11 protein-coding genes are annotated in these 12,471 nt (G+C 73.8%); 7 read left to right on the top strand and 4 right to left on the bottom strand.

Annotated features, from left to right (window positions below; all coding sequences use genetic code 11):
- Nucleotides 1–75 precede the first annotated feature (75 nt).
- The 3 genes from CRM73_RS08860 to CRM73_RS08850 all read left to right on the top strand — a co-directional run bounded on the left by CRM73_RS08860 (nt 76) and on the right by CRM73_RS08850 (nt 2,412).
- Entirely contained in the window at nt 76–1,101 is a 1,026-nt protein-coding gene (locus CRM73_RS08860) for a LacI family DNA-binding transcriptional regulator (protein WP_229587415.1), read from the top strand.
- 88 nt (nt 1,102–1,189) lie between these two features.
- Nucleotides 1,190–1,786 carry an RNA polymerase sigma factor gene (locus CRM73_RS08855; protein ID WP_126346765.1) on the top strand — a complete coding sequence of 199 codons (597 nt, stop codon included), beginning with the start codon at nt 1,190–1,192 and terminating at the stop codon, nt 1,784–1,786.
- Complete coding sequence (locus CRM73_RS08850; RefSeq protein WP_229587414.1) at nt 1,783–2,412, top strand: methylated-DNA--[protein]-cysteine S-methyltransferase; 630 nt, start codon at nt 1,783–1,785, stop codon at nt 2,410–2,412. The genes CRM73_RS08855 and CRM73_RS08850 overlap by 4 nt, the downstream gene beginning before the upstream one ends.
- A 46-nt stretch (nt 2,413–2,458) precedes the next feature.
- Here the strand turns inward: CRM73_RS08850 and CRM73_RS08845 are convergent, their stop codons facing one another.
- Nucleotides 2,459–3,910 carry an amidase gene (locus CRM73_RS08845; protein WP_017831790.1) on the bottom strand — a complete coding sequence of 484 codons (1,452 nt, stop codon included), beginning with the start codon at nt 3,908–3,910 and terminating at the stop codon, nt 2,459–2,461.
- Nucleotides 3,911–4,044: 134 nt separating this feature from the next.
- Between CRM73_RS08845 and CRM73_RS08840 the strand changes: the two genes are divergently transcribed.
- A complete protein-coding gene (locus CRM73_RS08840) occupies nt 4,045–5,829 on the top strand; it encodes an N-acetylglutaminylglutamine amidotransferase (protein ID WP_035924228.1) in 1,785 nt (594 codons plus the stop codon).
- Between the two features lie 84 nt (nt 5,830–5,913).
- Here the strand turns inward: CRM73_RS08840 and CRM73_RS08835 are convergent, their stop codons facing one another.
- A complete protein-coding gene (locus CRM73_RS08835) occupies nt 5,914–8,472 on the bottom strand; it encodes an MMPL family transporter (RefSeq protein WP_229587413.1) in 2,559 nt (852 codons plus the stop codon).
- A gap of 63 nt (nt 8,473–8,535) precedes the next feature.
- Nucleotides 8,536–9,198 (bottom strand): TetR/AcrR family transcriptional regulator, encoded by a 663-nt coding sequence (locus CRM73_RS08830; RefSeq protein ID WP_017831787.1) that lies wholly within the window; start codon nt 9,196–9,198, stop codon nt 8,536–8,538.
- 254 nt (nt 9,199–9,452) lie between these two features.
- Here CRM73_RS08830 and CRM73_RS08825 point away from each other — a divergent pair, with 254 nt between their 5' ends.
- From CRM73_RS08825 to CRM73_RS08815, 3 genes are all read left to right on the top strand, one after another.
- Nucleotides 9,453–9,866 (top strand): hypothetical protein, encoded by a 414-nt coding sequence (locus CRM73_RS08825; RefSeq protein WP_017831786.1) that lies wholly within the window; start codon nt 9,453–9,455, stop codon nt 9,864–9,866.
- A 120-nt stretch (nt 9,867–9,986) separates the two neighbouring features.
- Nucleotides 9,987–10,718, top strand: a complete 732-nt coding sequence (locus CRM73_RS08820; RefSeq protein WP_052132761.1) for a hypothetical protein — start codon at nt 9,987–9,989, stop codon at nt 10,716–10,718.
- 71 nt (nt 10,719–10,789) lie between these two features.
- The gene (locus tag CRM73_RS08815) at nt 10,790–11,965 is read left to right on the top strand and encodes a zinc-dependent alcohol dehydrogenase (RefSeq protein ID WP_229587412.1); all 1,176 of its coding nucleotides are present in this window, start codon (nt 10,790–10,792) and stop codon (nt 11,963–11,965) included.
- A 90-nt stretch (nt 11,966–12,055) separates the two neighbouring features.
- On the opposite strand, the gene CRM73_RS08810 is transcribed toward CRM73_RS08815, so the two are convergent.
- On the bottom strand, nt 12,056–12,307 hold the full coding sequence (locus CRM73_RS08810; protein WP_229587411.1) for a hypothetical protein: 252 nt from the start codon (nt 12,305–12,307) through the stop codon (nt 12,056–12,058).
- Nucleotides 12,308–12,471: the final 164 nt, after the last annotated feature.

The raw sequence follows: 12,471 nt of genomic DNA, 5'->3' as shown, positions 1-12,471 counted from the left end.
CGGAACGGCCCGGCTCGGGACTGCTCCGGGCCGGTCGGTTCCCGAAGGCTCCCGCACGAGATCAGGAGACCCGAAGTGCCCCACCGCTACCCGATCCGGGAGATCGCCCGCCAGGCGGGGGTCAGCGACGCCACGGTCGACCGCGTGCTGCACGGCCGAGCCGGTGTGCGGGCAGGAACCGCCGGGCTCGTGCACCAGGCGATCCGGGACCTGGACGCCCAGCGCACGCAGCTGGAGCTGACAGGGCGGCGGTTCATGGTCGACGTCGTCGTCGACGCCCCCACGCGGTTCACCGCAGCCGTCCGGCAGGGACTCGAAGCAGCCCTGCCTGGTCTGCGCCCGGCCGTCTTCCGGGCACGGTTCTCCTTCCAGGAGCGGTGGGACCCCGACGGCTGCGCGGAAGTGCTGCGGCGCATCGCCGACCGAGGCACCCATGGCGTGATCCTCAAGGCCCCGGACGTACCCGTGGTCAGCACCGCGGTGGCCGAGCTCGAGGCGGCCGGCATCCCGGTGGTCACGCTGGTGACCGATCTGCCGGACAGCCCCCGCCGGGCCTACGTGGGCTTCGACAACCGAGCGGCCGGGGCGACCGCGGCCTACCTGGTGGAGCAGTGGATGCGCGACCGCCCCGGTTCCGTGGCCGTGGTCGTGAGCAACGACTGGTTCCACGGCGAGGAGCAGCGGGGCAACGGCTTCCGGAGCACCCTGCGCGCGCTGGACCCGGGGCGGGCGGTGCTGGACCTGCCCGGCGGCGACGGCCTCGACCGCACCACCCGGGACTTGTTCCGCAGGGCCCTGACCGAGCACCCGGAGCTCGACGCCGTCTACTCCGTGGGCGGCGGCAACCGCGGGATCATGGCCGCCTTCGACGACGCCGGGCGCGCCCCGCGGGTCGTCGTCGGCCACGACCTGGCTCCGGAGAACGTGGAGCTGCTGCGGGCCGGGCGGATCCACGCCGTGCTGCACCACGACCTCGAGCAGGACCTGCAGCGGTGCTGCAGGATCGTCATGGAGGCCCACGGCGCGATCCCTCCGGAGGAACGCCGCCACCACTCGATGATCGACGTCATCACGCCGTACAACGTGCCCGCGGGCCTGTGATCGGCCGCCGGACGGTGCCGGTCCCCGCAGCGGAGTGGCCGTCCGGCGCCGATCTCACGTTCCGTCCGGTGCGGACGTCTACGAGGTGATGGACACGAAAGAGCCTTTCGAGACGCAGGTGACCCGGCACGGCCCCGTGGTGTGGCGGGTCTGCCGGGCAGTGCTGAGCACGTCCGCGGACGCCGAGGACGCGTGGTCGGAGACGTTCCTGGCCGCGCTGCGGGCGTACCCGGACCTGCCGGCCACGGCGAACGTGCAGGCGTGGCTGGTGACGATCGCCCACCGCAAGGCGGTCGACGTCCTCCGGGCCCGGTCCCGGGCGGCGGTGCCCGTGGCCACCCTCCCGGAGCCACCGGCCCACCGGGACGCCCCGCACGAGCACGACTCCCCGCTGTGGGCGGCGGTGGCCGCCCTGCCGCCCAAGCAGCGGCACGCCGTGGCCTACCGCTATCTGGGCGGACTGCCCTACCGGCAGATCGCCGAGCTGCTCGGCGGCACCCCGGAGGCCGCCCGCCGGGCCGCCTCGGACGGCGTGGCCGCCCTCCGCAAGGCCCTCATCACGACCGCCCCCGCGAACGGCACGGGAACCCGCGCCGGGAACCACGCCAAGGCTCTCCCGGGGAACCGCGCCGGGAACCGCACGGGGCACCGCACCCAGCTCGACCGGACAGGAGAGGACCGATGACCACGAACACCCTCGGCTCGACCCCGCGCTCCCCCCTGCGGAGCCTCCGCGCCGACCCCGTGCCGGAGACCGTGCTGCGCGGTCTGCACCGGCGCCTGGAGGAGGGGGCCGCCCGGGCGGGACTGCTCGACGTCGCGTTCACGACCGTCAGCACCCCGGTGGGCGTGCTGCTGCTGGCCGCCACGGAGGAAGGGCTGGTGCGGGTGGCCTACGTGCGGGAGGACCACGATGCGGTCCTGCAGGACCTGGCCCGCCGGATCAGCCCCCGGGTGCTGCACGCCCCGGTCCGCCTGGCACCGGCCGTCCGGCAGCTCGAGGAGTACTTCGCCGGGACGCGCACCGGCTTCGACCTCCCGCTGGACCGGTCGCTCTCGCACGGGTTCCGGCGCCTCGTCCAGGAGCACCTGCCCGACATCGGCTACGGCCGCACGGAGAGCTACGGCGCGGTCGCCCGGTCGGTCGGGCGCCCGCAGGCCGTGCGGGCGGTGGGCACGGCCTGCGCCACGAACCCCCTGCCGGTGGTCGTCCCGTGCCACCGCGTGCTGCGCGGCGACGGCGGCCTGGGCGGGTATGTCGGCGGCCTGGAGGCCAAGGCGGCGCTGCTCGAGCTGGAGGCGGCGGCCTGAGCAGGATCGGCCGCCCCGGTACGACGTGCCGGCTCCGCGCCGCACCTCAGAGGCGCGGCGCGGCGTCCGCGTGCCGGGTGGCGTGGTCGTAGGCGCGGGCGGTCCGGAGCAGCTCGACGTCGCGCCCGTGCGCGGCGACGAGCTGCAGCCCCACGGGCAGCCCGCCGGGGCTGAAGCCGCCCGGCACCGAGACGGCCGGGCACCCGGTGGCCGAGATCAGGCTCGCCGAGCGCATCCACTCGACATATGTCTGCATCGGCATACCCGCGACCGTGCGGGGCCAGCGCTCCGCCGACGGGAACGGCAGCACCTGGGAGGTGGGGGTCAGCAGCACGTCCCAGCGGCCGAAGAACGCGCGCACCGCCTCGTGCAGGCGCGTGCGCGCCAGGGCCGCGTCCATGAGCTGCTCGGCGGTCAGCGCCAGGCCCTTCTCCACGTTCCACACGATCTCCGGCTTCACGAGCTCCCGGTGCTCCGCGACCACCTCGCGCAGATTCACGGCCATGTCGAAGGCCCGGGTCACGTCGAACACCTCGTCGGCGTCGCGCAGGTCCGGGACGGCCTCCTCGACCACGGCACCGAGCTCCTCGAACACCCGCGCCTGGGCGACCAGCACCTCGACGATCTCCGGCTCCACCGGGACGCCGAGGCCGAAGTCCGCGCTCAGCCCGATCCGCACGCCGGCCAGGGGGCGGGCCCCCGGGTCGGGCGGGTCCTCCGCCGCGAGCGCCCGGAACCCGGTCCGCGGTGCCGGGCAGTCCAGGGGGATCCGCGGGTCGGGGCCGGCCAGCACGGACATGGCCAGGGCGAGGTCGTCCACGCTGCGGGCCAGCGGACCGGAGCGGCCCAGCCACGCCCAGGCGTTGCCGGCCGGGGCCGAGGGCACGACCCCGGCGGAGGGCCGGAAGCCGGCGATGCCGCAGAACGCGGCCGGGTTGCGCAGGGACCCGCCCATGTCGGAGCCGTCGCCCAGGGGCTGGATCCGGGACGCGATCGCCGCGGCCGCCCCGCCGCTGGACCCGCCCGCGCTGCGGTCGAGCGCCCAGGGGTTGTGCGTGGTCCCGAAGACCTCGTTGAAGCTGTGGGAGCCCGCGGCGAACTCGGGCACGTTGTTCTTCCCGGTGCTGATCACCCCGGCCGCCGTGAACCGGGCGACGATCAGGTCGTCGTGCTCCGGGACGTGCTCGGCGAACACCGGGGAGCCGGACGTGGTGCGGATCCCGGCGGTGGCGTGGGTGTCCTTGTGCGTCATCGGCACCCCGTGCAGGGGCGGCAGCTCGGCGGCGGGTGTGGCGGCGGTGAGCTCGTCGGCGCGGGCGGCGGCCGCGTACGCCTGCTCGCGGACCTGCGTGACCACGGCGTTCACGGCGGGGTTCACGGCGTCGATCCGGGCGAAGTGGGCGTCGAGCACCTCCCGCGCGGAGACCGTGCGGGCCCGGACGGCCGCGGCGAGCTCCCGCGCGGAGAGCCGGCAGGGGTCGGTGGGGTCGGTGGTCATACAGGCACCGTACGCCGGGCTCCGGTCCCCGGAAGGGCGCCCGGCGGCGTGCCCCCGTAGCATTGGAGGATGCTCTCCCTCCACGGACCTTCTCTTCCGATCCCGTCCCGGCCCCGGAGCGGAGGTGAGCGCTGATGTGCGGCATCGCCGGTGAGGTCCGGTTCGACGGCGCCGGCGCGGACCCGGGCACGATCCACCGCATGACGTGCGCCCAGGCCGGCCGCGGCCCGGACGGGCAGGGCGCCTGGGCCCAGGGGCCGGTGGCCATGGGCCACTGCCGGCTGAAGATCGTCGACCTGAGCCCCTCGGGCGGGCAGCCGATGGTCGACTCCCGGCTGGGGCTGTCGATCGTGTTCAACGGGATGATCTACAACTACCGGCAGCTGCGCGAGGAGCTGCGCGGGATGGGCTACGAGTTCTTCTCCACCTCGGACACCGAGGTCGCCCTGAAGGCCTACCACCGCTGGGGCCGGGAGTGCGTGTACCACTTCCACGGCATGTTCGCCTTCGCCATCACCGAGCACACGAGCGGGCGCACCGTCCTGGCGCGGGACCGGCTGGGCATCAAGCCGCTCTACGTCGACCACACGGGGGCGCGCCTGCGGTTCGCGTCCACGGTGCAGGCGCTGCTGGCGGCCGGGGACGTCGACACCTCGATCGACCGCACGGCCCTGTCCTACTACCTCACCTTCCACTCGGTGGTCCCGGCCCCGCGCACGATCCTCAAGGGCGTGCGGAAGATGCCGCCGGCGACCGTGCGCACGGTCGAGCCCGACGGCTCGGCCTCGGACCACGAGTACTGGAACCCCCAGTTCACCCGCGACGAGGACCGCTCGGGCTGGTCCGAGCAGGACTGGCAGGACGGGCTCGTCGAGAAGCTGCGCACCGCGGTGAAGCGGCGCATGGTGGCGGACGTCCCCGTGGGCGTGCTGCTCTCCGGCGGCATCGACTCGAGCCTCGTTGTCGCCCTGCTCGCGGAGAGCGGGCAGGAGGACCTGCAGACGTTCAGCATCGGCTTCGAGTCCCGGGGCGAGGAGTCCGGGGACGAGTTCGAGTTCTCGTCCCTCGTGGCCCGCCGCTTCGGCACCGACCACCACCAGATCGCGATCGACGACGCCCGCCTGGTCCCGGCGATCGACCGGACCGTCGCCGCGATGAGCGAGCCCATGATCAGCCACGACTGCGTGGCCTTCTACCTGCTCAGCGAGGAGGTCTCGAAGCACGTCAAGGTGGTGCAGTCGGGGCAGGGCGCCGACGAGGTGCTCGGCGGCTATCACTGGTACCCGCCGCTGGCCGACGTCGCGCGCGACGACGCCCGGAAGACCTACTCCCAGTCGTTCTTCGACCGGCCGTGGTCCCGGCTGGCGAAGGTCCTCTCCCCCGAGTGGATGGCGACCCACGACGCGCCGACCGCGTTCATCGAGCGCCACTTCGGCCGCCCCGGCGCGGAGACGGCCGTGGACGCCGCCCTGCGCACCGACTCCACGGTGATGCTCGTGGACGACCCCGTGAAGCGCGTGGACAACATGACCATGTCCTGGGGCCTCGAGGCGCGGGTGCCGTTCCTCGACCACGAGCTCGTGGAGTTCGCCGGGCGCATCCCGCCGGAGCTCAAGCTCGCCGACGGCGGCAAGGGCGTGCTCAAGCGCGCGGCGCGCGGCATCGTCCCGGACGAGGTGATCGACCGGAAGAAGGGCTACTTCCCGGTCCCGGCGATCCGCACCCTCGAGGGCGGGACCCTGGACCGGGTCGAGGCCGCCCTGACCGACCCGGCGGCGGTGCGGCGCGGGCTCTACAACTCGGAGGTCGTGGAGACCCTCCTGGCCGACCCGAACCAGCACCACACGCCGCTGCGCTCGAACGTGCTGTGGCAGCTGGGCCTGCTGGAGATGTGGCTGCAGGAGAACGGCATCTCCTGACCGCAGCGGACCGGACCGACGACGGCGCGCCCCGTCACCCGCTGCGGGTGACGGGGCGCGCTGTCCTCGCCGGGGACCTCCGCGTCAGTCGCGCCGGCCGGCGCCGACCAGCTCGCGCTCGGCGTCCGGGCCCGGCGCCGCGTCGCCCCAGCCGCTCGGGCCGGCCGCGGCAGCCGGGTCCTCGGGGGCGGGGGTGCGGTCGCGGCGCAGGGAGTCGCCCTCCACGTCCACGTTCGGCAGGATCCGGTCGAGCCAGCGGGGCAGCCACCAGGCCCGGTCGCCGAGCAGGTGCATGACCGCGGGGATCAGCGTCATGCGCACCACGAAGGCGTCGACGAGCACGCCGAAGGCGAGCCCGAAGCCCAGGGGCCGGATCATCGCCATGTGGGAGAACATGAAGCCGGCGAACACCGAGATCATGATGATCGCGGCGGCGGTGACCACGGCCCGGCCGGCCTGGAGCCCCTCCTGCACGGCGGCCCGCGCCGAGCGGCCGTGCACGAACGCCTCCCGCATCCCGGAGACGAGGAACAGCTGGTAGTCCATGGCCAGGCCGAACAGCACGCCCACGAGGATGGTGGGCAGGAAGCTCAGGACCGGGCCCGGCGCGTGCACGCCGAGCAGACCGCCCAGCCAGCCCCACTGGTAGATCGCCACCACCGCGCCGAACGCGGCGAAGAGGGAGAGCATGAACCCGGCGGTCGCCACGACCGGCACGAGGATCGAGCGGAAGACGAGCACCAGCAGCACCAGGGACAGCCCGATCACCACGGTGAGGTACAGCGGCAGCGCGTCGGCCAGCAGCTGGGAGACGTCGATGTTGCCGCCGGTCTGGCCGGTGACGCCGATGCTCACCCCGAGTTCGTCCTCCAGGGCGGGGGACAGGGCGCGCAGGTCGTTGACGAGCCGCTCGGTGGACTCGGCGGCCGGGCCGTCCACGGGCACGACCTGGAACGCGGCGGTCCGGCGGTCCTCCGACAGCCCCGCCGGGACCACCGAGACGACGTCGTCCTCCGCCATGAGCTCCTCGCCCACGGCGAGCTGCAGATCGGCGGCCCCGGACTCGTCCGTGCCCTCCGGCAGGTCGGCGACCACGAGCAGCGGGCCGTTGGCGCCGGCGCCGAACTTCTCGTCGAGGACCTGGTAGGTGCGGTACTGGGTGGAGTCCTCGGGCTCGGAGGAGGCGTCCGGCAGGCCCAGGCGCATCGAGGCCGCGGGGAGCGCGACGACGACGAGCGCGAGCACACCGGCCACGAGGGTCAGCACCGGGTGGCGGGTGGCCACCCCGGGGCGGGGCTCCCCGAGGTGGGCGGGCCGGCGGGCCGCGCGGGTCCGGGCGCGGGCGGAGAGCAGCCGCTCCCCCACCAGGGACAGCAGCGCCGGGGTGAGGGTCACGGCGACCAGCACGGCCACGGCCACGCAGACCGCCGCCGCAGTGCCCATGACGCCCAGGAACGGGATGCCGGTGACGTTGAGCGCGGCCAGGGCGATGATCACGGTCAGCCCGGCGAAGACCACCGCGTTGCCGGAGGTCCCGGTGGCCAGGCCGATGGACTCGTGCAGCTCCGTGCCGGCCAGCAGCTGCTGGCGGTGCCGGTTGAGGATGAACAGCGAGTAGTCGATGCCCACGGCCAGTCCGAGCATGACGCCCAGCATCGGGGTCACCGACATCATGTCCAGCACCCCGGAGAAGGACAGCACGCCGAGGGCGCCGACGGACACGCCGGTGAGTGCCATCAGGATGGGCAGGCCGGCGGCCACGAGGGTGCCGAGCATGACGAGCAGCACGATCCCGGCGATGACCACGCCGATCACCTCGGCGGGGCCGACGAGCTGGGAGATGTCCTGGGCGATCTCCAGGGAGTAGTCGACCTGCACGCCCTCGATCTCCGTGCCGTCCACGGCGGCCTGGAGGGACTCCTTCTCCTCGGCGGTGACCGCCTGCTGCTCGGCGGTGAAGGTCACCACGGCCATCGCGGTGGTCCCGTCCGCGGATACCGTGCGGGTCTCCTCGGCCAGGGCCATCATCCGCTCGCCGCGGTCGAGCTCGGGCAGGCCGTCCGTGAGCTGCTCCCGGTTGCGCTCGAGCTCCGCGCGGCCGTCGTCGAGGGCCTCCTGGCGCTCGTCGAGCTCGTCGAGGACCTGGTCGGGGGCGTCGGCCCGCTCGGCCTGCTCCCGGGCGGCGTCGAGCTTCTCCTGGTTCTCGTCGAGCGTGTCCTCGGCGGCGTCGAGCTGCGCGCGGCCGTCGGCGGCCTGTTCGCGCCCGTCCGCGAGCTGCTGCTCCTGCGCCTCGCGCTCGTCCTGGGCGGCGAACGGGTCCAGGACGCCGTCGACGCCCGGGGACTCCTCCGCCTCGGTGAGCGCCTTCCCGATCTGCTCGCGCTGGTCCGCGGTGAACGGGTCGCCGTCCTCGGTCTGGAACACGATCCGGCCGGTGCCGTGGCCGGCGTCGGGCAGCTCGCTCTGCAGGCGGTCGGCCAGCCGCTGGGTCTCGGTGCCGGGAACGGTGATCGCGTTGGTCAGCTGCCCGCCGAAGGCGGCGAAGGCGCCGCCGGCGAGGAGCAGGACCACCGCCCAGGCAGCGACCACGGCCCAGGCGCGGCGGGCGGCGAAGCGCCCGAGTCGGTACAGCAGATGTGCCATGTCTCTTCTCTGTCGGTCGTGTTCTGCGGGTCGTGCTCTGGGGGTCGTGCTCTGTCGGTCGGGTCAGTCCGCGAAGCCGTGGCGCAGGCGCTCCACGGCGGTGCGCAGCAGCCGGCGCCAGGTCTCCCGGCTGTCCGGGGTGTCCACCGCGCCGGTCTCCTCGGCCCACCGCTCGAAGGACACGGCCAGGGCGTGGAGCAGCAGGCTCGCGAGCAGGTCCACGGTGAAGGAGGGCGCGCCGGGGACCCGGTCGGTGATCTCCGCGGCCAGCCGGGCGGTGAGGGTCTGGAACACCTCGTGCGCCCACATCGCCGTGATGGGGCTGTCCCCGCTCGCGCCCATCAGGTGGGCGATGTGGCACATCGCGGGGACGAGCTCGGTCCGCTCGATGACGTCGGCCAGCTGCTCGAGCACGGCGCCGGGGCTGGGGTTCGCGGGCGGCGGGGTGGCCTCCACGACGCGCGCGAAGTTGTCGACGAACACGCCGAGCAGCTCGCTGAAGCGCGCGTAGACGGCGTCGTCCGCGGAGGCGAAGTGGTTGAAGATGGTGCGCCGTGAGACCCCGGCCCGATCGGCGAGGTCGTTGACGGTGAAGCGCCCCAGTCCGCGCTCCGCGGCCAGGGCCGCGGCGGCGTCGATGATGGCGCGGCGGTTGTGGTACTTCACGGCCTCCCGCCGGTCCTCCGGGGGGTGGTGCCGGGCGGGCTCGGCGGGCAGGTTCGTCACGAGTCCTGACACTAGGTGCCACCATGCACTCCGTGCAACATTGCACTGTGTGCAACGTGCCACACCGGACGCGGACCGCCCGGAACGCCGACCGCGGGAAATGGAGGGGTGAAGGATCACGGCCGGGTCACGATCCGCGGCGAGAACCCTGCGGGAGGGCCCCCGGGGGTGGCCGCACGGTGATCCTCCCGCGTACGGTCGTCCCCGTCCTGCCGCAACGGCACCGAGCACAGCACGACGACGAGGAGACCACCATGCACCGCTTCCCCCGGACCGCAGCCTCCGCGGCGGCCGCGCTCCTCCTGGCCGGCACCGCCGCCGGCTGCGCCGAGGAGACCGAGCTGACCCGCGCCGACCAGTCGGGCGTGCCCACCGAGGAGCTCGTGGGCGAGGCCATGACGCTCACCGGCGAGGTGCAGGAGGTCCTGGCCCACCAGGTGATCGCCATCGGCGCGGAGGACACGCTCGTGCTCGCCGACCAGCTGCCGGAGGGGCTGTCCGTGGGCGACGAGGTCGAGGCCACCGGCACGGTGGAGGAGCGGGACGTCTTCACGGTCGACGACTACGAGGCGCTGCAGGCGGTCGCCGACGAGGAGACGGCGCAGCTCTACGTCGACCGCGGCGAGGAGCTCATCCTCGTCGACGCGACCGTGACGCCAACGGACTGACCCTCCATACCCTCCCGTCCGGACGGACGGACGGGCGAGCGCCCGCGCCCCGGGCGGGGTCCGCCGCGCCGGTGCCCTACCGTGGGCCAGGAGCAGACCGGCGCGACCGAGAGGACAGCAGTGGCGAGGAACGACGGCACCCGGCACGAGCACCGGCGGCCGGTCGACGAGGCCGAGCAGCTGGGCCTCGCGGAGGGGCTCGCGCGCCGGCTCGACCGGCCGATGGGCGTGCTGGGCGTGCTGTTCCTGTTCGTGGTGCTCGGGCAGCTGCTCGCCGAGGACCCCGGGCTCGTGGCCCTCCTCAACGTGGTCGGCTGGCTCTTCTGGGCCGTGTTCGTCGGCGAGTTCCTGCTCCGGGCCTACGTCGCCGGGTTCTCCGCCCGGTTCTGGAAGCGCAACTGGTGGCAGGTGCTGTTCCTGCTCCTGCCCTTCCTGCGCTTCGTCCGCGCGCTGCAGGCCGCCCGGCTGCTCCGGCTCACCCGCCTGACCCGGGCGGGGAGCGTGCTCTCGGCCGGGGTGCGCGGCTCCCGCTCGGCGGGGAAGCTGCTGTCCAGCAGGATCGGCTGGCTCGCGGCGGTCACCGGCGTCGTCGTACTGGTCTCGAGCCAGCTGCTGTACGTCCTCGGCCACTACGCGGGATACGGCCCGGCGCTGTCCGACGCGGCGATGTCCACCGTCACGGGCCGGGAGCTCGGGGCGCAGGGAGGCTTCCCCCGCGTGCTGGAGGTGGTGCTGGCGCTCTACTCGGTGGCCGTCTTCGCGACCCTGGCCGGCTCGGTGGGGGCGTACTTCCTCCGGGGCGAGACCGCGGCCGAGGCCCCGCACTATGCGGGCCCGGACACCGCCGAGTAGGCTGGGGCGGACCGAACAGATCAGCATGCTGTCCTTCCGCACCGGAGGGGCCGTTCTGAGAAGGAGGATCGATGAAGGCTCTGACATGGCAGGGAAAGCGCTCGGTGAGCGTCGAGGAGGTCCCGGATCCGCGGATCCAGGAGCCCACGGACGCGATCGTGCGGATCACGTCGAGCGGAATCTGCGGGTCCGACCTGCACCTGTACGAGGTGCTGGGCCCGTTCATGGACAAGGGCGACATCATCGGCCACGAGCCGATGGGCATCGTCGAGGAGGTCGGCCCGGCCGTCACCCACATCAAGGCCGGGGACCGGGTGGTCATCCCGTTCAACGTCTCCTGCGGGCACTGCTTCATGTGCAACCAGGGGCTGCAGTCGCAGTGCGAGACCACCCAGGTCCGGGAGTACAACAGCGGCGCGGCGTTCCTCGGCTACTCGCGGCTCTACGGCTCCGTGCCGGGCGGGCAGGCCGAGTACCTGCGGGTGCCGCACGCCGACTACGGGCCCATCAAGGTCCCCGAGACCGGTGAGGACGAGCGCTACCTCTACCTCTCCGACGTGGTGCCCACCGCGTGGCAGGCCGTGAAGTACGCCGCTCCCCCGGAGGGCGGCTCCCTAGCCGTGCTGGGGCTGGGCCCGATCGGCCAGATGTCCGCCCGGATCGGCCGGCACCTGGGCTACCGGGTGCTCGCGGTGGACCCGGTCGCCGAGCGCCGGGCCATGGCCGAGCGCCACGGCATCGAGACCCTGGACTCCGCGGGCGACGTGGCGGAGCGGCTCAAGGACCTCACGGACGGCCGCGGCCCGGACTCCGTGGTGGACGCGGTCGGGATGGAGGCGCACGGCTCCCACGTGGCCGGCGCGGCCCACAAGGCCGTGGGCCTGCTGCCGTCCCCGCTGGGCCGCAAGGCGATGGAGACCGCAGGGGTGGACAAGCTCGCCGCGCTCTACACCGCCATCGACGCCGTCCGGCGCGGCGGCACGATCTCGCTCAGCGGCGTGTACGGCGGCATGAAGGACCCCATGCCGATGCTCACGCTGTTCGACAAGCAGGTCCAGCTGCGCATGGGCCAGTGCAACGTGAAGTCCTGGATCGACGAGCTCCTGCCGCTCGTGGACGACCCCTCGGACCCGCTGGGCGTCCTCGACCTGGCGACCCACCAGGTGCCGCTGTCGCAGGCGCCGGAGATGTACGAGAAGTTCCAGAAGAAGGAGGACGGCTGCATCAAGGTGGTGCTCAAGCCGTAGTCCCGCCCGCAGCGGTCGTGCCGCCGGCCCCCGTCCCTCGTGAGGGACGGGGGCCGGCGCGCGCCGTCCACGGTGTCCGGTCCGCGGCGCTCAGCCGACCGTGATGCGCACCCGGGCCGGGAGCAGGGCGTCGAGGTCGCCGTCCAGGGCCAGGGCGGGCGTGCTCGAGCCGAGGGCGGCGGCCGGGACGCCGCGCACCGCCATGCGCAGGGCGAGCTCCGTGGTCAGCCACGGGGTGGTGCCGTAGCCGGGGTTGCCCTGCGCCTCCAGCACGGCGGGGAAGCTGCCGCCCTCGTGGGTGGTGAATACCCCGCGGGTGGTCCAGGACCAGCCGGTGAGCACGTCGCCCGCCGGTCCCGTCCCGGCCTGGGGCAGGACTCCCGCCCCGGGAACGGACCGGACACCTGCAAACCCGCCTGGCCCAGGAGCATCAACGCCTGGACGCCGCGGTGCGGGAGGCGGTTCGGGCTCGGGACACCCTGGAGGAGGTCATCACCGACCTCGGC

This window comes from Kocuria sp. CCUG 69068, from assembly GCF_020833785.1.
Lineage (GTDB): Bacteria > Actinomycetota > Actinomycetes > Actinomycetales > Micrococcaceae > Kocuria > Kocuria rosea.
This window is presented reverse-complemented; position numbering and strand designations above follow the sequence as displayed.